The sequence below is a fragment of the Streptomyces antimicrobicus genome (assembly GCF_020532625.1).
Taxonomy (GTDB): domain Bacteria; phylum Actinomycetota; class Actinomycetes; order Streptomycetales; family Streptomycetaceae; genus Streptomyces; species Streptomyces antimicrobicus.
Window position 1 is genome coordinate 1 of record NZ_JAJAUY010000100.1, and the last position, 21,570, is coordinate 21,570.

The window sequence follows — 21,570 nt, forward strand, 5'->3', positions numbered from 1 at the left end:
GCAGCCAGCCGCGGTCCTGGGCGGCGTCGGGGCCGGGCCCGCCGGCCGGGCCGGGGGGGCCGGGGGGGGGGGGGGGGGGGGGGGGGGGGGGGGGGGGGGGGGGGTGGGGGCGGGGGGGGGGGGGGCGGGGGGCTCCGGCCGCCGCGCCGGCGGAACGCCGCCCGGCGGCCCGCCGTGCCGCCGGGGTGGCACGGGGACGGCGTCGACCGCGGGAGGCCGCGTCGCGCCCGGCCCGCCCGGCCCGCTCGCCCCGCCCGGCCCGCTCGGGCCGGTCGGCGGGCGGCGCGGCGATCGTCACCGGGACGCCGGACGGGGTGCGCGCGCCGGTGATCCGGGCGAGCGCCTCCTCGCCCGAGCGGACCCGGGTGGTCTCGGGCACGATGCCGGCGGTGGCCATCAGGCGGGTCATGGCCCGGCGCTGGTCGGCGGTGACCAGGGTGACCACGCTGCCGGACGCGCCGGCCCGGGCGGTACGGCCGCCGCGGTGGAGGTAGTCCTTGTGGTCGGCCGGCGGGTCCACGTTGACGACGAGGTCGAGGTGGTCGACGTGGATGCCGCGCGCGGCGACGTTCGTCGCGACCAGGACGGTGACGTGCCCGGTCCGGAACTGCGAGAGGGTGCGGGTGCGTTGGGGCTGCGACTTCCCGCCGTGCAGGGCGGCGGCCCGCACGCCGCACCCGAGGAGGTCCTCGGTGAGGCGGTCCACGGCGTGCTTGGTGTCCAGGAACATGATCACCCGGCCGTCGCGCGCCGCGATCTCGGTCGTCAGCCGGTGCTTGTCGGCGCCGTGCACATGGAGGACGTGGTGCTCCATCGTGGTGACCGCGCCCTGGGAGGGGTCCACGGAGTGGACGACGGGATCGGTGAGGTAGCGGCGGACCAGGAGGTCGACGTTGCGGTCCAGCGTCGCGGAGAACAGCATCCGCTGGCCCTCGGGGCGGACCTGGTCCAGGAGCGCCGTGACCTGCGGTACGAACCCCATGTCGGCCATCTGGTCCGCCTCGTCCAGGACGGTGATCGAGACCCGGTCCAGGCGGCAGTCACCGCGGTCGACGAGGTCCTTGAGGCGGCCGGGGGTGGCCACGACGACCTCGACGCCCCCGCGCAGCGCGTTCGCCTGCCGGCGGATCGGCATGCCGCCGACGACGGTGGTCAGGCGCAGCTTCACGGCGCGGGCGTAGGGAGTGAGGGCGTCGGCGACCTGCTGCGCGAGTTCCCGGGTGGGCACCAGGACGAGCGCCAGCGGCCGGTGCGGCTCGGCGGGCTGCCCGGCGGTGCGGGCGAGCAGGGAGAGGCCGAAGGCGAGGGTCTTGCCGGAGCCGGTCCGGCCGCGGCCGAGGACGTCACGGCCGGCCAGGGAGTTCGGCAGCGTCGCGCCCTGGATGGGGAACGGGACGGACACGCCCTGTACGGCGAGCGCGGCCAGCAGGCGCCGGTCCAGGGCCAGGTCGGCGAACCTCTCGACGGAGGGCAGCGCCGGGGTGACCGTCTTGGGCGGGGCGAATTCGCCCTGTGCGGGGGCGGGCCGTCGGCCGCCTCCGCCGAAACGACCCGGAGATCCCGATCGGCTCGGTGCGGACGGAGCGACGCGGCGGGTGCGGGAGGAACGGCCGTTCGTGCGTGCGGGGTTCATTCAGAACCTTCCTTGATGCGGCACGTATCGAGGAATTCCGGCCGCGGACGGGCGGCGTCGGTAATCACGGGCACGGGCCGAATGAAATGCGAGCGGCAGACGGCCTGACCGGAGGCGGCGCACTGTCGGCACGCATGCAGCTGGGGCCCGCACCCCGAGGGATGCGGGCCCCAGCTACGTGTGACGCGTCAGCTGTGTGTGACGCGTCGGCGTCAGGCCGAAACGATGTTCTCGGCGGTCGGGCCCTTCTGGCCCTGCGCGATGTCGAAGGAGACCTTCTGGCCTTCCCGGAGCTCGCGGAAGCCCTGGCTGGCGATGTTGGAGTAGTGGGCGAACACGTCAGGGCCGCCACCGTCCTGCTCGATGAAGCCGAAACCCTTTTCCGCGTTGAACCACTTCACGGTGCCAGTCGTCATGTCATGTCTCCTTAGGGGCAGTACGCCGGCATCCGTACCGTACGGATGCCGTGTCGCCGCGATGATGCCCTGCCGGAAAATGACCGGAAATACAAAGCACTTCCGTGCGGCGGACGGCCGGCGGAGGTGCTTGAAGTCTGGGTACCAAAACTGCAACTGATTTCGACAGTAGCACGTCGCCGCCGCCCGTGCGCGTCGATAATTTTCTTCTCCGTGTCGCCGGTAAAAACTCTCCGGGCGGGAGCGGCTAAAACCTCTTCCCGCGAATGGAGATATTCCGCGGGTCGCGGCGGCCGCCGTCCGTCTCGTCGGCCATGAGGGTGTCCGTGGTGTGGAGGTTGCCCGGGGTGGACGCGGCGGCCATCAGGCGCGCGGCGGCGGCCGGTTCGGTCTCGGGCGGGACCACGAGCAGATCGCAGCGGGCGAGGCTGTACGAGAGCAGGATCATCGTGTCGAGGTCCTGACCGGTGAACCAGCCCACGTGCACGGCGTATTCGCCGACCGGGACCCGGTACGGCGCGACGGGCCACGGTGCGGGGTTCGCGGTGATGCGGGTGACGCGTCCCCAGCGGTCGCGCAGCGCGTCCACGAGGGGCGGCAACTCGGTGGCGAGATCGCGTGTGTACGGCCACCAGGCGCCGTCCAGCAGGCCTGCCATCGAGGTCGTGGGGGTGAGGGCCAGTCGTATCAGGCGGGTGGGAGCGGTGCTGGGGGTCATGGACCGGGACCCGTCCCCGGGGCGCCCGCGGGCGCCCCGGCCTAGTGATCGCCGGGAACGACGTCCGCGTGGGGGCGGGTGTACGAGGTGCTCCCGGTACCTCCAACGTACTCCGCTCCGGAGCCGGACGGGGCCCTCGGCCGGGGTTGTTTCTCCGGTCGGTCGCGGCGCGGGACGTGCGCGGGGCCGGTCATCCGCGCCATTCGACGAGGACGAGGGTCGCGTCGTCGGTGGTGGTCCCGCCGCGGGCCCGCCCGAGGGTGTGCGACAGGTCGCGCGCCACGGCCCGTACCCCCCGGTCGGCCCGGTCCAGCTGGTGGACCCAGTCGATCAGCTGGTCCTCCCCGAACTCCTCCTGCCCGCCGGCGTGTTCCTCGACCAGCCCGTCGGTGAAGCAGAGGATCCGGTCCCCGGGCAGCAGTGTCACCTCGCTGACCTGCGGCTGGTCCCCGCCGAAGCCGACGGGGAGGGTGGTGGGACTGTGCAGGCGGCGTACGACGCGGTGGTCGCGGATCAGCATGGGGGCGGGGTGTCCGGCGTTGACCCACTGCAGGCGGCCGGTGCCGGTGTCGAGCCGCAGCATCTGCGCGGTGACGAAGTGGTCGGGGGCGAACTGCTCGGCGACGGCCCGGTCCATGAAGAGGTAGATCTCGGAGAGCTCGACGCTGGTGCGGCGGGCGTGCCGGTACGCGCCGATGGCGACGGTCGCCATGGTCGCCGCGTCCAGGCCGTGGCCCATGGCGTCGATCATGGCGAGGTGGAGGACGTCGCCGTTCAGGGCGTAGTCGAAGCTGTCGCCGGCCACGTCGTAGGCGGGTTCCAGGACGCCGGCGACCGCGACGCGCGGCATGACCATGGCCAGCGGCGGCAGCAGCGACCACTGGATCTCCGCGGCGACGCTCATCGGCTCACCGCGGCGGGTGCGGAAGAAGAGGTCGGTGTAGCCGTTCTTGGTCTGCATCGTGTCGGTGGCCAGGGCCGCGAGCCTGCGCAGGATGCGGCGGTCGTCGTCGTCGACCGCGTCCAGGGTGACGGCGAGCACCCCCGCCTGGTCGCCGCCGTCCAGCAGCGGCACGTGGACCCGCACCCCGTCGGCCAGTGCCACCTCGACCGGGCGTGCGGTCAGGAAGCACCGGCCGGCCGCCGAACCGTCGATGGGCAGGGGATCGCCGCCCTCCAGACCGTCCCCGGCGAGGGGGACCAGCCGCTGCTGCCCGTAGTCCTGGAGCAGGATCTGCACCTGCCGGCCGCCGAGCCGGGCGACCGCGTCGGCGAGCGCCGGCCCCACCCGGTCGGGCGGCAGCGCGTGGGCGTGGTCCAGGAGCCCGCCCAGCAGCCTCTCCGCGAAGCTCTCCGAGCGGTCGGGATCCCGGTCCGCGTACCGTCCGACGGGCATCGGGGACCTCCAGGCGGGCGGCGGGGCGACGACCGGGGCCGGTGCCGGTGGGCCGGATCCGACGGCATCGCGGTACGGCTTCCAGGATCCTCCGCGCCCCCCGCCCCCGCCACGCACACCCGCCGGCCCGCCGGCCCGCTGCCTCCGGCCGCCGGCTCACGGCCCACCGAGGGGCGGTACGTCCGACGCCCCGGCACCGCTCGGTTCCTCGGCGGGCAGCGGCGCGTGCGCGGGTCCTCCCGGAGTACGGTGGAAGCACGGGGCCGCCGCCCCGCCCACCGGCCCGGCGTCCGCCGCGGCACCGGTCCGGGCGGCAGCGGCACCACCCGTGGACGGACGGACCGACCATGACCGACGCAGGCACTTCCCCTCACCACGTCCCCACGCCGCCACGCCTCCTGCCGGACGAGGTCCACCGGGCCGTCGGACCGGGCACCGCGCTGCTCCGGCTGGAGACGACGGGGTCCCGGCAAAGCCTCCTCGACGGCGCGTGGTGGCCCCGCTCGCGTGACGTCGAGCGGGAGCTCCCGCCGCTGATCACCGCCCTGACCGAGCACCTCGGGCCCATCACCCGGGTCGGCCTGGACGCCTCCGCCTGGAACGGCATCCCGACCCGCCTGGTCGTCGACGACCGGGTCGTGCACCTCGACTCCTTCCCCGTCGGCGACGACACCGTCCTGATCACCCGCGGCGACACCGACCACTTCTCCCTCATGGTCGTCCCGCCCGCCACCTCGTCCGAGGCCGCCCGCACGGCCATGGCCCGCGCCGTCCACGCCGACAACGTCACCGAGGCCGCCGAGATCCTCCTCGCCGAACTCCCCCACGCCGCAGCCCCGTAGGGCCCGTCTCTCCGGTCAGCGTCCGGTCCGGACGAGGAAGCGGTGGGCGGGGGCGCCGGCTCGGGTGGCTACGCTGGATCGGCGAGCCGGAGGAGGGTGCGATCTGCATGGGTGACGGGCACGGGTCCGTGCGGTCCGAGGAGGACGACTCCCTCGGAGCCGGATGGGAGAGCCACCGGCCCGCGGTCTTCGGCGCGGCGTACCGGCTGCTGGGGAGTGTGGCCGATGCCGAGGACGTGACCCAGGACGTGTGGCTGCGGGCGGCCGGAGCGGATCTGCGGGACGTCGGCGACCTGCGGGCCTGGCTGGTGACGGTGGCCGCGCGGCGCTCGTACGACATTCTCAAGAGTGCCCGTGTACGTCGGGAGACCTATGTGGGGCCGTGGCTGCCGGAGCCGCTGCTGACGGGGCCGGACGCGGCGCAGCCGGTACTCGTCGACGAGTCGGTCGGCTCGGCGATGCTGCTGATCATGGAGGAGCTGAGCCCGTCGGAGCGGGTGGCCTTCGTCCTGCACGACGTCTTCGGTCTGGAGTTCGGCAAGATCGCCGAAGTGCTGGACGTCTCCGTGCCGGGCGCCCGGCAGCTCGCCTCGCGGGCGCGACGGCGGGTGGCCAAGGCGAAGCAGTCCGTGCCGCAGGCGTCGAAGGCGGAGCGCGAGCATGTCCTCGGGGTGTTCCGCGCCGCGTACGAGGCCGGGGATCTGGCCGGCTTGGTCAGGCTCCTGCACCCGGACGCCGTCTTCGTCACCGACGGCAGCGGCAATGTGTCCGCGGCGCGCAAGCCCATCCACGGCGGTGAGCGCATCGCCGAGGTCATGGTGCGTGTGGGGCGCCAGTGGCATGCGGACCGTATCGACTTCGCCGAGGTCGGCGGCGAGCTCGCCCTGGTGCTCCACCGCGGGGGGCGGGTCCACTGCGTGGACACGGTCCAGATCGCGGACGGTCTGATCACCGCGTACCGCCGGGTCGTCAATCCCGACAAACTCGTGCGCGTCTGAGCTGTCACACCCGAAGGGGCTGTGTCGTCTCCCTGATGAGACAGCAGACCAGCGACGAATCGAAGGAACGATGAACGCCCCCCAGCGAGTCAACATCGGCAAGCAGCACCCGGCCGCCTACAAGGCCCTCATCGCCCTGTCGTCCGAGGTGGAGGAGGCCGCTGCCGCAGCGGGCCTGGACCCGCTCCTGGTCGAGCTGTTGAAGATCCGGGTCTCCCAGATCAACGGCTGCGCGTTCTGCTTGCGCATGCACAGCCGCGACGCCCTGAAGAAGGGCGAGAGCCCCGACCGGATCGCCGTCCTGCCCGGATGGGAGGAGACCGGCTACTTCTCCGAGACCGAGCGGGCCGCCCTGCGTCTGACCGAGGCGGTGACACGCGTGTCGGACGGACACGTCAGCGACGGGGACCACCACGCTGCCGCGGCCGTGCTCACCACGGACCAGGTCTCGGCCGTCGCCTGGCTCGCCACCCTGATGAACGCGTTCAACCGCGTCGCGATCACCAGCCGGTACCCGGTCGAGAGCTGACCTCGACCATGGCATCGGCGCGCCTCGGCGGCCCCGCCCCAGGCGGGGGCCGCCGAGGCCGCACTCCACCTCGCCGGCATCCTCGTCCGGACCCGACGCTGCCCGAGGGGCCCCTGATCATCTCGATGAGCTCGTTCCTGCTGTATCCGAGGTGTGCCGCATCGGCCACCGACTGACCCGTCGGATCGAGCAGTGGGGACCGCTGGTCTGCGGCCCGTCGCGCAGGGCGCGCGGGCCGCGCAGCACGGTGTTCGCGTCCGCGCGCCCACGGGCGCCGACCGCCGCGGAATCCGACCGAGCCCGACGAGTGACCTGGGTCCGAGGTCAGGCGTTAGGGTCGGCAGGAGTCGTGCTGGTCCGGAGATTCCCACGCACGGCGGGCTGCGGCAGGGGCCGCGGCCGCGTACCGCGTACCGCCTTCCTCGACCCGGGAGTGAAGCATGACCATCAAGGACATCGGGCCGGACCCGCAGAGCTTCGACCTTGAGAAAGCGACGCTCGAGAACACGGACTACCGCGCGGTCGCCTGGTCCGGGAAGTACCTTCAGCTGACCCTCATGTCCATCCCGGTGGGTGAGGACATCGGCTTGGAGGCGCACCCGGAGACCGACCAGTTCCTCCGACTCGACGCAGGCCGGGGCCGCGTCCAGATGGGCCCGGCGAAGGACCGCCTCGACTTCGACCGGGAGGTCGAGGACGGCTGGGCGATCTTCGTACCCGCCGGCACGTGGCACAACGTCACCAACATCGGTGACGAGGCCCTCCAGCTGTACGCCGTGTACGCGCCGGTCCACCACGCGGCGGGCAAGATCCAGGCGACGGCCGCCGACGCGGAGCGCGACGAGGACTCGGGCGACGACGAGCCGCCGAGCTGGTCGGTCCAGCCCGCCCAGCAGCCGTCGGACGAGCACGCCTGACCGGCGAGGCCTTGCCGCGACCGTGGCGGCCTAGGCGCCGGCGGGCGCGGTTCCGTTGCGGAGGTGGCCGGGGGTGGCGCCGAGGCGCTTGCGCAGCAAGGTGGTGAGCGTGGAGGCGTTCTCGTAGCCGACGCGGCGGGCCACGGCCTCCGTGGGCAGGTCCGTGGTGCGCAGCAGGTGGGCGGCCTGTTCGAGCCGGATGGTCTGCGCGAACCGCAGGGGCGAGACGCCGAGGACCTTGTCCACGGCGCGTTGCAGGGTCCGCTCGCTCGCGCCGACCGCCCGGGCCGCATCGGCCATCCGCAGGGGCTGGTCGAGGTGCGCGCGGACCCAGCTCTCGAAGGCGCTGACGGTGGGATCGGTGCGGGCGAGGTGGCTGGGAATGGCGTAACCGGCCTGTGTGGGGCGGTCGTCGACCACGAGGTAGCGGGCCGTGAGGTCGGCGAGGGCCGGGCTCGCCTGCCGCACCAGGGCGAGGGCGAGGTCGAGGTGCGCCATGGCGGCTCCGGCCGTGGTCACCCCCGGGGCATGGACCAGCATGTGACTTTCTGCCAGGGCGACTTGGGGGAACGCCTGCCGGAAGGCCGGGGCCAGCCACCAACTGGTGGTGGCGGTGAGCCCGTCCAGCACCCCTGCCTCGGCGAGCAGGAACGTACTCGTGCAGGCCGCGGCCAGGGGGATGCCCTCGGCCCGGGCCCGCCGGAGCGCCTCGCGTTCGGGCTCGCGTTCGGGGGAGGCCACCCAGTCCAGGAGAGGCGCGGGCTGCTTGGGGCCGGCGCCGGGCACGACGAGGAGGTCGGGCCGGGGCCCGTCACCGGCCGACTGCGCTTCGACCACGTGCCCGGAGGCCGTACGGACGGCGCCCCGCCCGCTGACGCGGGTCAGTTCCCAGCGCGGTGGGGGGTGGGGCAGCTCCTCCCGGAGTTCGTTGGCCATCTGCAGGACGTCGAGGACCGTGGCCAGCCCGGAGTCGAAGAGGTCGTCCATGACCAGTACCGAAATCCTCATGTCGGAAACGGTAAGTCATCCGGCGGATCCGCCACTGACCTGAGCCCCTCGGGCGTTCGTACGGTGATCACATCGCACGGCGGCGTGCCACCCCACCGGTTCGCCCCGCACCCACCACGCACCGAGGAGCACTCCGTGACCAACGCCCTTGTCCCCGAGACCACCCGCATCGGCCTGCTCGCCCGCATCGAGGCCAAGCCGGAGTACGTCCGCGAGGTCGAGGAACTCCTGACCGGCGCCCTCGCCCTGGCCCGGGAAGAGGCCGGCACCACCGTCTGGTTCGCGCTGCGCCTGGGCCCCACCACCTTCGGCATCTTCGACGCCTTCGGCACCGAGGAGGACCGCCGAGCACACCTCCAGGGCAAGATCGCGGCGGCGCTCATGGAGCAGGCCCCTCAGCTGCTCGCCGAGGCCCCCGAGATCCTGAGCGTCGACATCCTGGCCGCGAAGCTCTCCTGATCCGCCCGACCTGAGAGCCTTCCGGCGCCCTCCGCCCCGGCAGTCCGGGGCGCGCGGAGGGCGCGGCGGGGACCGACAGGTCTGGAGAACGACGAAGGCCCAGGTCGCTGACCTGGGCCTTCGTTCACGAGCGGCCGACGGGAACCGAAGGCGCGCCACGCGGTGCGGCAGGCGCCCGGACCGCGCGGTCGATCACGGGAGTCCCGTCAGGGGCGGAAGGCGTCGGCGTGTGCGGCGACCCACTGGGCGAAGGTCCGCGGCGGACGGCCGACGACGTCCTCGACCGCCGACGTCACGGCGGCCACCGTCTCGGGCACGGTCGCCCACATGTGCAGCATGAACTCGATGCCTTCCTCGGGCCAGCCCTCCGCCCGCCACTCCCGGCGTGCCTGGTCGTCGGTCAGCTCGGTGAAGCGGATCTCACGACCGGTCGCCGCCGCGATGGCTGCCACCTTGTCGGCCGGCGTGAGCGCTTCGGGCCCCGACACGACGAGGCTCCTTCCCGCGTGGCCGCCCCGGGTGAGCACCGTGGCCACCACGTCGGCGACGTCCGCCTCGTCGACCGAAGCGGTCCGGCGATGCGCGTACGGCTCGCGGACCTCCGCCGCACCGCGGATGACCTCAGCCCATCCCAACGTGTTGGACATGAAGTCGATCGGCCAGATGAACGTCCACTCCAGGCCGCTGTCGCGCACGGCTTCCTGCAGCTCTCCTCCTTCGCCCACCGACAGGACCGTCAGCCGCCGCACACCCGCCTCGGCGGCCATCGCCATGATCTGCGGCCCCGTACGCAACGGAGCGTGGTCGTGCCCGGTGGCTCCGAGCAGGTGCAGGGCGGACACTCCGTGGAGAGCCGCTGCCAGCGTGTGCGGCTCGGTGAGGTCGCCGCCCACCACTTCGACGTCGTCGGGCAGACCTGTCGCCTCGTCCGGGGTGCGCGTGAGGGCGCGAACCGCCTGTCCGGCTCGGCGAAGTCGCTCGACCACGTGGCGCCCCAGGGTTCCTGTCGCGCCGGTCACCAGAACTGTCACGTCGCTCCTTGCCTGTCGTCTGCCGGGGCGAGCACCGCACCGAGCGGTGACCCGACCTCTCTGCTGCCTGGCCGCACACGACAGTAGGCGGCATGTAGGTCGGATCCTGTCCGCTTTCCCGACGGATCCGGCGCGGGAGTCCTAAGGCGGTGGGCCGGTGCCCGGCGGCCGGCCGCCGCAGCCGTTCGGGCGGGTTCTTCGCGAGGTCGGCGCGGGGCCGGATCTCACCCCTTGTAGGAATTGATGAGCCGGGCCAGGTGCTCGCCCGCGACCGTCAGCGGTGTCTCGCTCTTGAAGACCTGAGCGGTGAGCTCGGCGCCTTCGAGGGTGCTGATGACGGTGGTGGCCAGGTCGTGCGCGTCGCTCTCCCGGAACCCGGCGCCGCGAAGCGTGTCCGCCACGATGTCCCGCCAGTGCTGGAAGGCTCGGTTGACGGCCTGCTCGATCGCGGGGACCCGTCCGGTGGTTTCCAGCGCGGTCGCGCTGATCGGGCAGCCGTCCACCCATCCGGAGTCGCGCAGGTGGCAGGCGAGCGCGCGGGCGCAGGCGGCGATGGCCTTCGCCGGGTCGGCCTCTTCGGACAGTGCCGCCGACAGCAGGTCGGCGAACTCCTGGTCGGCGTGCTGGACCGCGGCCACGCCCACCGCCTGCTTCCCGCCGGGGAAGAAGTGGTAGACGGAGCCGAGCGTGGCCTCGGCCTCCTGGGCGATCTGCTTGATGCCGGTCCCCTCGTACCCCTGCCGCTGCATCAGCAGGGAGGCCGCGTGGACGATGCGCTCCCGGGTGCCCGGCTGTGGTGATTTCGCCATGCGGCAGAGCCTACTGGGTAGAGCGTTCGTTCTAGCCTGTGGACCGCCGGAGCGCCGTGCTAGCTTGCGGCTGGTTAGAACGTTCTTTTTAGAGGTTCTCGAAGACGAGGAGCTGAAGGTGGAACACAAGCGGATCACCGTCAACGGCCTTGACCTGGCCTACGTCGAAGCGGGAGAAGGGCCGCTGGCCCTGATGCTGCACGGCTTCGACACCCCCAGGCTGTACCGCTACCTCATGCCCGCCCTGGCCGAGGCGGGCTACCGTGCCGTGGTCCCCACCATGCGGGGCTTCGCCCCGTCCCAGGTGCCGCCGGACGGCAGCATGCGCCTTCCCGACCTGATCGCCGACGCCAACGGCCTGCACGAGGCGCTCGGCGGCGGCTCGGACGCCGTGCTGATCGGCCATGACTGGGGCGGCTTCACCACCTGGGGCGCCGCCGCGGCCGCACCCGAGCGGTGGGCCAAGATAGTCGTCAACGACGTCCCGCCCCTGGAGTTCTACGCCCGCGACAGCGCGGATCCCGACCGGATCGAGCGGTACGTCCACTTCTACTTCTTCCAGATGGCCGTGGCCGACCAGCTCGTCGCGGCCAACGACCTCGCCTACCTCGACTGGCTCTGGAACCACTGGACGGGAAAGGTCCCCGGCTACGACTCCACCGAGGACCGCAAGGCGATGAAGGAGGGACTCGACACACCGGAGAGGCTCCACCTCGGCCTTGAGCTCTACCGGCAGAACTTCCCGGCCGCGACGTTCGGCACCCCGCAATGGGAGATGGCCCGCGTGCTGGACAAGCTGCCTTCCCAGCCCACCCTGTACCTCCACGGGACCGAGGACCCCGTGGTCGACGAGGCGACGCTCGCCGACCTCGTCTCCATGCTGCCGCCGGGATCGGACGGCGCGATGATCGAGGGCGCCGGCCACTTCCTCCTCTCCGAGAAGCCGGAGGAGGTCAACCGCCGCATCCTCGCCTTCCTGGCCCGCTGAGCACCCCCGCGCCGCGCCGGAGCACCCCTCCCGATGCCACGCGCTCCGGACGGCCCCCCGCCTGACGCCGCATGAGGTCCGGTGCGGCATCCCCACGCCCATGAAGACCGCGACCTCCGCGGCACGACACGACGAAGGCCCAGGTCTCTGACCTGGGCCTTCGCTCACGAGCGGATGAGGGGGCGAAGCCGCGCCACAAGCTTGGGAACCACCCGGCGCTAGGGCCTCCGAACACCTTCTGACCAGCGGAAACGCCAGTTGGCGCTGTCTCTTTCCCCCGCTTCGGCTCCCTTGTTGTCCGCTGTTCACCGCCTCTACGGGCACGTTGGGGCACGCGCCTTCGGACGGCGCGCCGCGAGCGAGAGGCTGTCCCGACCGACATGTGATCCAGTACACATCGGCGGGAGCGATGACTCTTCTCCGTGCCGTCGGTCTCAAAGGCGACCACCACGGAGCGAGGAAGACCCGCTATGACCGACATGCTCACCGCACCCCGCCACGCCCGGTCCGCCGCACCCCACACGCGACCCACGGCGCGCTGGGCCCTGGTCGGCGCTGCGGTGGCAGGCCCGCTGTTCCTGGCGGCCGGGCTCGCCCAGGGCTTCGCACGGGACGGCTTCGACTTCACCCGGCATGCGATCAGCCAGCTCGCCCTCGGCGAGGCGGGCTGGATCCAGACGGCGAGTTTCGTGCTCACCGGCGCGCCGCTGATCGCCGGCGCGACCGGCCTGCGGCGGGCGCTGTACGGCGGCCCGGCGCCGGCCTCGGCCTGCTGTGGCTGAGCGCGGTGACGGCTCGCCTGGCCGACCGCTGACCGACGCCGGTCCGTCCGGCACCATACGTTCAAGATCATCACGATACGAAACCGGAGCATCCATGACCGACACCGTGAAGGGTCCTGCCAGCTACTTCCCGTCCATCGAGAAGAAGTACGGCCGTCCGATCGCCGAATGGAAGGGCCTCATCCGCTCCTCCCCGCTGACCAAGCACATGGAACTGGTCACCTGGCTCAAGTCCGAACACGGCCTCGGCCACGGCCACGCCAACGCCCTGGTCGCCCACACCCTCGCCGAGGCCGGCTGACCTGACGCCGCATGAGGTCCCGTACAGGACGCGAGGGGCGCGGGCGAAAGCGAACGCCGGGGGCCGGCCGGTGTGTGACGGTCATGGTCTTCGCACATCGACCGGAGTGAATTGCATAAAACCCTTTGAATTCGTCGAGTGGACCCCCTCGAAAGAAGGCGTTTACGGAAAACCGGTGCCGGAGAGTTTCCTGGCGGCAGTCCTTTCGCTCCAGGGAGACGTTCACGATGACCTCGAGGATCCGCCCGTTGTCCGCCGCCGTAGTGTCCGCCACCGCGATGGTGGTGGCGACCGCGCTGCCTGCGCACGCCGACACCTACGAGCTCACCAACGCGGACGACGGGACGATCAAGGCGGTCGTGGTCGGCGACAGGATCAAGGTCACGCTGACCGCCGACTCCGGCACCGGTCAGCGGTACCTGTGGTCGACGATCACGGCATCCAACGTCCTCACCCTGGAAAGGGTGGAGAGTCGACAAACACCGGAGGGCGGCTCCACCGCCACGTTCGAGGCTGTCGGGCCCGGTCCCAGCGATATCACCGCATTCGAAACATGCACGGCCACCTTGCCCGCCGTCTGCCCCTTCGTCAGCAAGACCTGGAAAGTCGTCATCAACGTGGAGTAGAGGTGGGGCAGAAGCCCGCCCTCGGACCCGGGCCCCGGCCGAGGCGGTGCAAGGTGCGGGACAACGACGAAGCCCCAGGTCGCTGACCTGGGGCTTTGCTATGGAGCGGATGACGGGAATCGAACCCGAGCTATAAGCTTGGGAATCAACGCTGCTCAGGCCATCCATGTGGCTTCTGACCTGCGGATACGGCCTGTTCGCGGGCATCGCGCCAGGTGCTGTCCGCGCCCGTGATGACCGCTGTTTACCGCCCTGAAGGGCACGGATGGGGCACGCGCTCGGCGGAGGGCGAAGACAAGAGGTTGTCGGGGGCTCGTAGGTCGCGGCTTTGGAGTGACCAGCCAGCTTGGGCCTGGCCCGCTTCGCGCCCGCAAGCGGTGGACGACCTACGGGGCCATGTCGGCGCGAGTGGTGCTGCCGAAATCTCGTACGGGACCGAGCGACGGGCGTCCGCGGATGCCGAACTCGTGGTGGAGCGCTGCGAGGGCGGCGTAGTAGCCGGACATGCCGTGCACCCCCGGGCCGGGTGGTGTTGCGGCTGAGCACAGATATACGCTGGGGAGGGGAACGCGATAGGGGTTCGTGCGGGGGGCCGGCCGTAGGAGCGATTGGCGGATGGTCATGGCGCCGGTGCCGATGTCCCCTCCAACGTAGTTGGGGTTGTATTCCTCGTACTGGGCGGCGGAGGTCCCCCGCTGCGCGATGACGGTGTCGCGGAAACCGGGGGCGTACCGCTCGATCTGGGATGTGATCAGTTCGATCGGGTCGGTGGTGTCGCCGTTGGGCACGTGGGCGTATGCCCACAACGGGTACTTCCCGGGGCGTGCACGTTCTGGATCGGCGACGACGGGGTCCACGACGAGAACGAACGGTTCGTCGGCGAGAACGCCGGCCGCGGTCGTGGTCTCGCTGCGGAAGATGTCGGCCTGGGTGCCGCCCAGATGGACGGTGGTGGCCTGGCCGACGGCTTGGTTGGTCCACGGAACGGGCTCGGTGATGAGGAAGTCCGCCTTGGCGGCGCCGGGACCGTACGTGTAGCGGGCCAGCGCTCGTCGGTACCGGGTGGGGAGACGCCCGGCGGTGATGCGGACCAAGGTTTTGGGGCTGACGTCCAGGAGGACCGCTCTCGACCGGGGTAGTTCGGCGAGGTCCGAGATCCGTCGGCCGGTGTGGAAGGTGCCGCCGTGCGCGGTGATCTCCGCCGTCAGGGCGTCGGCGATGCGGGCGCTCCCGCCGCGGGGGACCGGCCAGCCGGTGCCGTGTGCCAGGTGGCCCAGGAGCATGCTGACCGCTCCTGCGGTGAGTGAGGGGAGCCTGCCCACCGCGTGTGCGGCCACGCCGGTCAGGAGTGCCTTGGCTTCCTCCGTCTCGAACGTGGCTGAGGCCAGGTGTGTTCCGTGCGCGAGGACCCGGCGGGCCAGCAGGAGGGCTGCGACCGGGTCGCGGGGGAGGGAACGCTGGTCCGACAGCAGGAGATCGACGATGCCGTCGGAGTGCTGGAGCAGGGGCCGCATGAGGCGCCGCCAGCGTCGGCCGTCGGGTCCGAGGCCGGCTTGGGTGGCGTCCAGGTCGTGGTAGGCGATCCCCGCGGCTCCGCCGGGGAGCGGGTGTGCGTAGGAGGCGGGGGCGTGCAGCATTTCCACTCCGCGTTCCTGGAGTCCGAATGCCTTGAAGAACGGGGAGGCGAGGGCCATCGGGTGGACGGCTGCGCAGATGTCGTGCTGGATGTCGCTGTCGAAGAGGGACTCTGTGCGCAGCCCTCCCCCGATGGTGGCCCCCGCCTCGTACAACTCCACTGAGAGGCCGGCTCGTGCCAGGGTGGCGCCGGCGGTGAGGCCGTTGGGGCCTGTGCCGACGATCACCGCGTCCGGGGCCATGGCCTCTCCTTCCTGGCGTGGCGTTCGGCTATTCGGCGGTGGCCGCCGCCGGGACGGGCTTCCGGATCGGCCAGGTGGTGATTGATGTCTGCTGGCCGCAGTCGCGGGCCGCGTCGTCCTTGCAGACGTGGACGTAGCCCGTGGTGGTGGGGGCGTAGTAGGTCTTGAAGCTGACGGGCTTGGTGCCCGGTCCGCACTGGGTGGCGACCTTGCGGGCCGGTCCGGGGGCGAGGTCGTGGACCGTCATGGTCCAGAGCGAGTAGCAGCCGGGACCGGTGTTCTTCAGCTCGCCTTCCACGACGAGTGTGGAGGACAGGATGCCGGCCCCCTTCTCCAGCCATCGGGTGCCGGCGGCGGTGGCGGTGCCGTGCGCGGCCGACCACGGTACGCCGGCTGCCGACGACGGGGATCCGGCCAGCAGTACGGCGGCGGCCGACGCGAGGGTGACGGCGAGGGCCTTCAGGGTGCGTGAACGCATCGCGGGGTTCCTTCGGTTGGGAGAGCTGAGGGTCGTACGCTGCGTGCCCATCAGGCGTGGACTGCTTCTTCGAGGGGCTTTTCGGAGGTGGCTGGCCCCGGTTCGGCGTGCCGGATCTGCTTCCGCCGTATGCGCGGGAGCCGGGGGTCGTGTCCGTACGGGGTGAGGAGCAGCAGCAGTCCCGCGCACATGGCGAAGGCGAAGCTCCACAGGCCCATGACGACGGCAATGCCGAGGTGGAAGAGCACGCCGACGGGCAGGAGCGCCCACCGCACCTTCTGCGGCATGAGCAGCGCGGCCGCCAGCGCAATCTCCACGACCAGGGGGCCCCAGGTCAGCGCGGCGACGCCGACGGGAGTGTCCATCACCGTGTTCAGGGCCGGACGGAGCCAGTCGGGGGCTCCGAAGGCGTAGTTGTTGATCCAGTAGTACAGGGCGCTGCCGTCGGCCCATTCGGCGTGGGGGAGTTTGGCGACGCATGCCTGGAAGTAGAGGACGGACATCTGGATGCGGGCCATCGTGACCGCGCTGATGCCGACGAGGGCCCAGGTCGGTCGGGTGCCCTCGGTGGGCTGCGGTTGCCAGTGCCAGCGGCGCGGGTCGCCGAGGGCCACGAGGGCGAGCAGCAGGGCGAGGATCCAGGTGATCTGGTCGCCGCCGTCCGGGATGGAGATGCCGGTGAAGACGCTGAAGGCGACGTAGGCGTGCGGTACGGCTGTGAACCTGGGGCGCCAGCCACTGGCGGCGATGACCAGGACGAGGCAGCACGCCCACCGCATCGTCTCGTAGTGGTCGGGGGAGACCAGGCAGAAGGCGCCTGCCCCGGTGACGCCCCGGCACAACGGGTACTGACCGACGGTGGCGACTTCCCGGAACAGGGTCGCGCTGTCGCTGAAGGCGAGGGTGCCCAAGGTGCCGAGGGCGAGGAGGGTGCGTGCCAGGCCGTAGCCGGCTCCCCAGGGGAGGCTGATGGTGCGCTGCCGCATCAGCAGGTCACCTCCAGGATCATGACGCGTTCCGGGGAATGGGACGTGGCCACCAGGTCTCGCCAGGCGTACGGCGTGGGACGCTCCTGCAGCAGGCCGACGGTCCCGCACAGCGTCGGATGGGGCGTGCCGTTCGTGAGCCGGCGGCTGACGTTGCCGGCATTCGCCAGGCAGGTCTCGCTGCTGTCCGTGCAGTCGCGCCAGTCGGACTTCTGGGCTGCGGACAACAGCATGGCGATTTCCACGCCCTGCGCGCGTGACTCACGGTTCAGGCCGAACGCGTTGTGCGGGGAGGCGTGAGGGGTCAGGGAAAGAGCCTGCCAGCCGTCCGGGGTTTTCTTGTACGGAACGACCTCGGGGTCACGGGGGGACTTGGTGAAGAATGCCCAGCCCTGAGGGGCGATATTGACGACCGTGTGCTTTACTTTGGTTTGCGCTGGCAAGGTGATGACGTTCTTGGGGACCTGTTCCTGAACGGCATAGAGAACAATCACCGACCAGACGGCACATGCGATGGTGACCGATTTCAAAGACACAGAAACCTGGCCTGCTCCGCTCCGGGTAAATGCGGCACAGGCAGTGCGAAATTTCTTCTTCATGACGTGGTGGAGGATCCTCTGCCGCCGGGACGCGAAACGCAGCAAGGGGTGGGGCGGAGAGTCTGGAGCCTCTCCGCCTCACCTGCTGATCAGGCGGCCTTCAGGGCCTTCGTCACCTGAGCCACGGCCTCGTCCTTGGACAGCGGGGTGCCGTCACCGGTCGTCGGCTGGGGGCTCCAGAACCAGTTCTTGCCCTTGACGAAGTTGGCACCCACGGCGACGGTGACCGTCACCACGGCGCCGGCAGCGGTGACGACGGCGGCGACGTGCACCACCGCGGCGCCGACCGCCACGGTGACGCCGCAGAGCTGGCCGTTCTCGACCGGGGTGGCCTTGTCGTCCTTCTGCGCCACGGACAGCAGCATGTTCTGTGCGTCCGTGACGGCCTTCTCGACCTGGCGGGGGTCTCCGCTACGGGTCTTCGCGCTGAGGTCGGCGAAGAAGCCGGGGGAGCGCTTGTTGATGAGGTCGATCACGGCGTTGGAGGCGCGGACCTCGTCCAGGTCGTCGTTGTCGAGGTGCTGGCGGGCCTCGGCGAAGAGGTCGAGCTTCGCGAGCTCGCTGCCGACCTGGCCCTGCCCGAAGAACAGGCCCCGGAAGACGTTCTCACCGTCGACCGTGGCCGAAGCGGGAGAGGCGACCGCGGCGGTCACGGCGGTCTTGGCGGATCCGGCGCCCTGGTCGGCGATCGCCGACGGTGCTGCGGCCACGCACAGGGCGGTGGCCGTGGCACTGGCGACTAAGAGAATGCCGCGCTGCTTGATGTTCAACTTCAATCCCCTCGTTTGAAAGGCGCTCAGGGGACGGCAAAGCCTGCGGTCAATCCGCCCCCCGACGCGTGATCTTGCCTCCCGAATGCTCACACAGCAAACGATCATCCGTCGAGCAAATATGGTCACGCTCACACCCGCCGCAGACGGATGGACGCGTTCCGGAAATCCTTCCGATGTTTCCGGCCAGCCGGAGCGTCGGTACTTGACGAGCGAAATCTGAGAAGGTGTCGGGTGAGGTTCGGGCGGTAAAGTCCGCGACCGGAGAGATCTTGCTCATGCGTCCGTTTGCTGGTTCGAGCAGAGGGCATTGAGGAGCGCGGCGCCGCGTTCGGCGTCATCGACGCTCACGGCAAACTCGGGGCCCTTGCTGGGGTGGATGACCAGGCACTCGCCCGACCGGAGCATGACGGTGGTGCCCAGTCCGCTGAGCCGGTAGCCCCAGCCGCCGACCTGCGCCGGGGAGCGGGTCTCGGAGCGCGCCGAGACGATGTCACGAGCCGCCCAGCGGCGGACCGGCCAGCCCAGTGGGCCGAAGGACACCTCCAGACCGGCCTCGGTCACGCGGGCTTGCACCGAGGAGCAGGCGAGTACCAGGAGTGAGGCGATCGCGAACGGGGTGATCAGCGCCCACTGCATACCGATCAGGAGGCCGCCCGCAGCCGCCACCGCGGCGGCTACGGCCACCAGGCCCGTGAGCGCGGCGGTGAGGTGGAGCCAGGGGTTCGACGTGCGGGCGAGCCAGACCCGGCGTTCCCCGGCCGGAATCTCCATGACGTCACCCCCAGCGGGCTGCCCCGGCGTGGCGGGCAGCGCTGCGCGTCGACCGGCCAGCCGGCCGAGTATCCCCGCCGTCACCGCGGCCATAGCCGTGATCACCACTCCCGTGCCGACCGAGCCGGCGTCCTTCCAGTCGGCCCGGTCCAGGTTGGCCCGCACGATCGAGGCCTGGGTGCCTGCCAGAAAGACACCTCCGGACAGCAGTACGGCCCCGACCCACGCTCCTGAGGGCGAGCCACCCCGCCGCCCGGCGAAAGCCAGCGAGAGAACCAGGACGGCCCAGATCAGTGCCGGGAAGAGTGCTGCTGCCCACAGCGGCATCGAGCCGTCCGGAGCGCCGTCCCCCCAGTGCGTGGCGAGCCGCGCCGGCAGTCGCCCGTTCGCGACGAGGGGAAGCGCGGCAAGGACGGCCAGCACGCCGACCGCCCATATCACCGCCGCCCACCGGGCACCGTTCGTCTTCGTACGGTCAGTCACGAAAGCCCCCTGATCATCTCGATGAGATCGTTCTTGCTGTACCCGAGGTGTGCCGCGTCGGCCACCAACTGCCGTGCCTTGTCGAGCAGCTGCGCCCGCTGGTCTGCGGCCTCGGCGACGGTTACGCCGCGACCGCGCCGGAACTCCAGCACTCCCTCGTCGCGCAGGGCGCGCAGGCCGCGGAGAACGGTGTTCGCGTTCACGCCCAGCGCCCGGGACAAGTCCCGCGCAGGAGGCAGTCGGTGCCCCGGCGCGCACTCGCCCTCGGCGATGGCCCGTCGGATCGCCCCCGCCACCTGCTCGTGAAGGGGGCGACTGTCCGTGGTGTCCAGTCTCAGCAACATGATGCTAGTGACGATAGCACTATCGGTGTCATGTCGTGTGGGTGTTGCCGTGGTCCTTGGTGACTTGGTGCGGCATCCGCGCCGCAGCTCGGCAGGCGGCGGGTCCCTCTTCCTCCGATACTTGATCGCGTGGACAGATCATCGGCCGGCAGGTCGACACGGCTCGGTAGTCGTGAGCCGGTTGTGGTTCGGTCGTTCGCAGAGGGTGACTCTGCGGCGGAGCTGACGCGTCTCGGTCACCGTGCCTATGCCGATCACGCGGCCGAAGGCCGTGTCTTCTTCGCCTCGTACCAGGTCGGTGCAGGACACGGCCTACAGGCTGGGCCGGGATGAGCGCTGGGTAGCCCTGGGCGAACCTCCCCACCGCCTGTCGGATGATCGCCAACGCGTGTGCGGCGTACGCGGATCACGTCGACACCGCGTTGTAGCGAATACCCGAGGAGTCCAGCCCCATCACGGGAGAGACGCTGCTCCCCTGGGAACGTCCCCGCCTCGGCGGCGACGGCCACGACGGAGGACTCCACGAGCTGGTCGCCGGCGACATGCGCATAGCCCGGCTCGGCAACATCCCGCCTGCCATGGACGCCGCCCAAGCTCGCGTACCCGTGCCGCAACCCGAGGGAGGGGGATTCCTCCCACCGATGCCGCCGTTCCTCGCGCCTTTGGTGCGAGTGCCCTTGCTGGTGCCGGTCGCCTATCGGCCGGCGAACGGGCCCCGCGTCCAGCCGACAGCACCACCGACGCCACCCAACCCCCGCTTCCCACCGCTCACGCCTCCCGAGCAGCAGGAATTCCAGACCTGGCTGAGCTCACTTCGTGCCGGCGATGTTTCCGGTGGTCGCCCCGCCGAGGTCGCCTACCAGCTGCGCATTGCCGGATACCCCGAGTACGAGGTCCCCATCGCACCCGGCACGGGCAAGGGAACCACGCTCATGGTGGACGGATTCCGCGACAGCGACGGCATGGCCATCGAGGCGAAGTGCGTCAACAACCCGGGGAAGAAGTGCTACCGCTCCCTTGAGGAGCTCCGCACGAACCACCAGACGGGCAAGAAGGAGTTCCTCTTCGACCCGGACCGGAACGAACTGCGGAAGTACGCCGCCGCCTTGGACGACCCCCGCAACCCAGAGATGCGCGGGGTTGAGACCGTCACCAACAATGCCGACTCCGTCGCCTACTGGCGCGTGATGATGGCCGCCTACGGCGTCAAGGGCTACGCCCGCTACGTCCCCTGAACCGCTCACCCAGCACAGTCCGAGGAGCCCTACCGTGGACCCGTCGCAGCTCGCCGAACTCCGCACCATGTACGTCTTCACGCCCGTCGAGGGACAGTCATGAGGCCTGACGTATGAATCACTCCGGGACCGGCTGCTGGAGTGAGACCCCGACGAGTTCATCCGCATCGACAACCACGGGCAGATCTGCGGCTCCTTCATGCACTACGGCATCACCCTCGACGACGAGGAACTGGAGGGGTTCGCTCGACTGGAGCCGGAAGGCATCTCCGTCCTGGACTGCACCGCGCAGTCCGCCGCGAACTTCGTCGGCTGGCTGCGAGAGCACATCGTTCCCGACGGCATGGCGATGACGTTCAACAGGGCCTGGCGGCTGGAGGAGGACTTGCCCGACGCCACGGTCCCCGAGGTCACGCGCCCTCGTCTGGTCGCGGCCTTCCTCGCCCACCTCGAAGCCCTTGGGCTGGACTGAACCCACCGGTCGCAGCGACATTCCACGGTGGGGTGGGGGGGGCCCCCGCGGGCCCCCCCCCCCCCCCCCCCCCCCACCCCCCCGGGGGGGGGGGGCGGG

General features: G+C 71.0%; 25 protein-coding genes. 11 read left to right on the forward strand and 14 right to left on the reverse strand.

Annotated features, from left to right (window positions below; translation table 11 throughout):
• The 4 genes from LG632_RS21700 to LG632_RS21715 all read right to left on the reverse strand — a co-directional run.
• The coding region (locus LG632_RS21700) for a DEAD/DEAH box helicase (protein ID WP_226729085.1) at positions 1–1,633 on the reverse strand (1,633 nt) is incomplete at its 3' end.
• A gap of 212 nt (positions 1,634–1,845) precedes the next feature.
• Positions 1,846–2,049 carry a cold-shock protein gene (locus LG632_RS21705; RefSeq protein WP_226729086.1) on the reverse strand — a complete coding sequence of 68 codons (204 nt, stop codon included), beginning with the start codon at positions 2,047–2,049 and terminating at the stop codon, positions 1,846–1,848.
• A gap of 247 nt (positions 2,050–2,296) precedes the next feature.
• The gene (locus tag LG632_RS21710; RefSeq protein ID WP_226729087.1) at positions 2,297–2,767 is read right to left on the reverse strand and encodes a DUF5994 family protein; all 471 of its coding nucleotides are present in this window, start codon (positions 2,765–2,767) and stop codon (positions 2,297–2,299) included.
• A gap of 190 nt (positions 2,768–2,957) precedes the next feature.
• On the reverse strand, positions 2,958–4,163 hold the full coding sequence (locus tag LG632_RS21715) for a PP2C family protein-serine/threonine phosphatase (RefSeq protein ID WP_226729088.1): 1,206 nt from the start codon (positions 4,161–4,163) through the stop codon (positions 2,958–2,960).
• A gap of 347 nt (positions 4,164–4,510) precedes the next feature.
• On the opposite strand from LG632_RS21715, the gene LG632_RS21720 reads away from it, so the two are divergent.
• From LG632_RS21720 to LG632_RS21735, 4 genes are all read left to right on the forward strand, one after another.
• Positions 4,511–5,005 (forward strand): DUF5994 family protein, encoded by a 495-nt coding sequence (locus LG632_RS21720; protein ID WP_226729089.1) that lies wholly within the window; start codon positions 4,511–4,513, stop codon positions 5,003–5,005.
• 107 nt (positions 5,006–5,112) lie between these two features.
• The gene (gene sigJ / locus LG632_RS21725; protein WP_226729090.1) at positions 5,113–6,003 is read left to right on the forward strand and encodes an RNA polymerase sigma factor SigJ; all 891 of its coding nucleotides are present in this window, start codon (positions 5,113–5,115) and stop codon (positions 6,001–6,003) included.
• A 70-nt stretch (positions 6,004–6,073) separates the two neighbouring features.
• Complete coding sequence (locus tag LG632_RS21730; protein ID WP_226729091.1) at positions 6,074–6,532, forward strand: carboxymuconolactone decarboxylase family protein; 459 nt, start codon at positions 6,074–6,076, stop codon at positions 6,530–6,532.
• Between the two features lie 440 nt (positions 6,533–6,972).
• Positions 6,973–7,449: a cupin domain-containing protein gene (locus tag LG632_RS21735; protein WP_226729092.1), complete on the forward strand. Its 477-nt coding sequence runs from the start codon at positions 6,973–6,975 to the stop codon at positions 7,447–7,449.
• Positions 7,450–7,479: 30 nt separating this feature from the next.
• Here the strand turns inward: LG632_RS21735 and LG632_RS21740 are convergent, their stop codons facing one another.
• Positions 7,480–8,457, reverse strand: a complete 978-nt coding sequence (locus LG632_RS21740) for a GlxA family transcriptional regulator (protein WP_226729093.1) — start codon at positions 8,455–8,457, stop codon at positions 7,480–7,482.
• 135 nt (positions 8,458–8,592) lie between these two features.
• Here LG632_RS21740 and LG632_RS21745 point away from each other — a divergent pair, with 135 nt between their 5' ends.
• Positions 8,593–8,916: a putative quinol monooxygenase gene (locus LG632_RS21745; RefSeq protein WP_226729094.1), complete on the forward strand. Its 324-nt coding sequence runs from the start codon at positions 8,593–8,595 to the stop codon at positions 8,914–8,916.
• A 206-nt stretch (positions 8,917–9,122) separates the two neighbouring features.
• Here LG632_RS21745 and LG632_RS21750 read toward each other — a convergent pair whose 3' ends face one another.
• Together LG632_RS21750 and LG632_RS21755 are read right to left on the reverse strand one after the other, a co-directional pair.
• Complete coding sequence (locus LG632_RS21750) at positions 9,123–9,947, reverse strand: NAD(P)H-binding protein (RefSeq protein ID WP_226729095.1); 825 nt, start codon at positions 9,945–9,947, stop codon at positions 9,123–9,125.
• A 224-nt stretch (positions 9,948–10,171) separates the two neighbouring features.
• Positions 10,172–10,756 (reverse strand): TetR/AcrR family transcriptional regulator, encoded by a 585-nt coding sequence (locus tag LG632_RS21755; RefSeq protein ID WP_226729096.1) that lies wholly within the window; start codon positions 10,754–10,756, stop codon positions 10,172–10,174.
• 118 nt (positions 10,757–10,874) lie between these two features.
• Between LG632_RS21755 and LG632_RS21760 the strand changes: the two genes are divergently transcribed.
• From LG632_RS21760 to LG632_RS21775, 4 genes are all read left to right on the forward strand, one after another.
• Positions 10,875–11,744 carry an alpha/beta fold hydrolase gene (locus tag LG632_RS21760; protein WP_226729097.1) on the forward strand — a complete coding sequence of 290 codons (870 nt, stop codon included), beginning with the start codon at positions 10,875–10,877 and terminating at the stop codon, positions 11,742–11,744.
• A gap of 470 nt (positions 11,745–12,214) precedes the next feature.
• Positions 12,215–12,526 (forward strand): DUF998 domain-containing protein, encoded by a 312-nt coding sequence (locus tag LG632_RS21765; protein ID WP_374203536.1) that lies wholly within the window; start codon positions 12,215–12,217, stop codon positions 12,524–12,526.
• A 94-nt stretch (positions 12,527–12,620) separates the two neighbouring features.
• Positions 12,621–12,827, forward strand: coding sequence for a DUF4287 domain-containing protein (locus LG632_RS21770; protein WP_226729098.1), 207 nt, complete (start codon positions 12,621–12,623; stop codon positions 12,825–12,827).
• 227 nt (positions 12,828–13,054) lie between these two features.
• A complete protein-coding gene (locus LG632_RS21775; RefSeq protein ID WP_226729099.1) occupies positions 13,055–13,453 on the forward strand; it encodes a protease inhibitor I42 family protein in 399 nt (132 codons plus the stop codon).
• Positions 13,454–13,839: 386 nt separating this feature from the next.
• Here the strand turns inward: LG632_RS21775 and LG632_RS21780 are convergent, their stop codons facing one another.
• The 7 genes from LG632_RS21780 to LG632_RS21810 all read right to left on the reverse strand — a co-directional run bounded on the left by LG632_RS21780 (position 13,840) and on the right by LG632_RS21810 (position 19,764).
• Entirely contained in the window at positions 13,840–15,330 is a 1,491-nt protein-coding gene (locus LG632_RS21780; RefSeq protein ID WP_226729100.1) for a phytoene desaturase family protein, read from the reverse strand.
• Positions 15,331–15,358: 28 nt separating this feature from the next.
• Positions 15,359–15,808: a hypothetical protein gene (locus LG632_RS21785; RefSeq protein WP_226729101.1), complete on the reverse strand. Its 450-nt coding sequence runs from the start codon at positions 15,806–15,808 to the stop codon at positions 15,359–15,361.
• Between the two features lie 50 nt (positions 15,809–15,858).
• Positions 15,859–16,794: a sporulation-delaying protein SdpB family protein gene (locus LG632_RS21790; RefSeq protein WP_226729102.1), complete on the reverse strand. Its 936-nt coding sequence runs from the start codon at positions 16,792–16,794 to the stop codon at positions 15,859–15,861.
• Positions 16,794–17,393, reverse strand: coding sequence for an SdpA family antimicrobial peptide system protein (locus LG632_RS21795; RefSeq protein ID WP_226729103.1), 600 nt, complete (start codon positions 17,391–17,393; stop codon positions 16,794–16,796). The genes LG632_RS21790 and LG632_RS21795 overlap by 1 nt, the downstream gene beginning before the upstream one ends.
• Positions 17,394–17,482: 89 nt before the next feature.
• Positions 17,483–18,163 (reverse strand): sporulation delaying protein family toxin, encoded by a 681-nt coding sequence (locus tag LG632_RS21800; RefSeq protein ID WP_226729104.1) that lies wholly within the window; start codon positions 18,161–18,163, stop codon positions 17,483–17,485.
• A gap of 276 nt (positions 18,164–18,439) precedes the next feature.
• Positions 18,440–19,420 (reverse strand): DUF1648 domain-containing protein, encoded by a 981-nt coding sequence (locus LG632_RS21805; RefSeq protein WP_226729105.1) that lies wholly within the window; start codon positions 19,418–19,420, stop codon positions 18,440–18,442.
• On the reverse strand, positions 19,417–19,764 hold the full coding sequence (locus LG632_RS21810) for a GntR family transcriptional regulator (RefSeq protein ID WP_226729106.1): 348 nt from the start codon (positions 19,762–19,764) through the stop codon (positions 19,417–19,419). Before LG632_RS21810 ends, LG632_RS21805 begins: the two co-directional genes overlap by 4 nt.
• 641 nt (positions 19,765–20,405) lie before the next feature.
• Between LG632_RS21810 and LG632_RS21815 the strand changes: the two genes are divergently transcribed.
• Both LG632_RS21815 and LG632_RS21820 read left to right on the forward strand, forming a co-directional pair.
• The gene (locus tag LG632_RS21815; protein WP_226729107.1) at positions 20,406–20,999 is read left to right on the forward strand and encodes a restriction endonuclease fold toxin-2 domain-containing protein; all 594 of its coding nucleotides are present in this window, start codon (positions 20,406–20,408) and stop codon (positions 20,997–20,999) included.
• A gap of 199 nt (positions 21,000–21,198) precedes the next feature.
• The gene (locus tag LG632_RS21820; protein ID WP_226729108.1) at positions 21,199–21,471 is read left to right on the forward strand and encodes a hypothetical protein; all 273 of its coding nucleotides are present in this window, start codon (positions 21,199–21,201) and stop codon (positions 21,469–21,471) included.
• Positions 21,472–21,570: the final 99 nt, after the last annotated feature.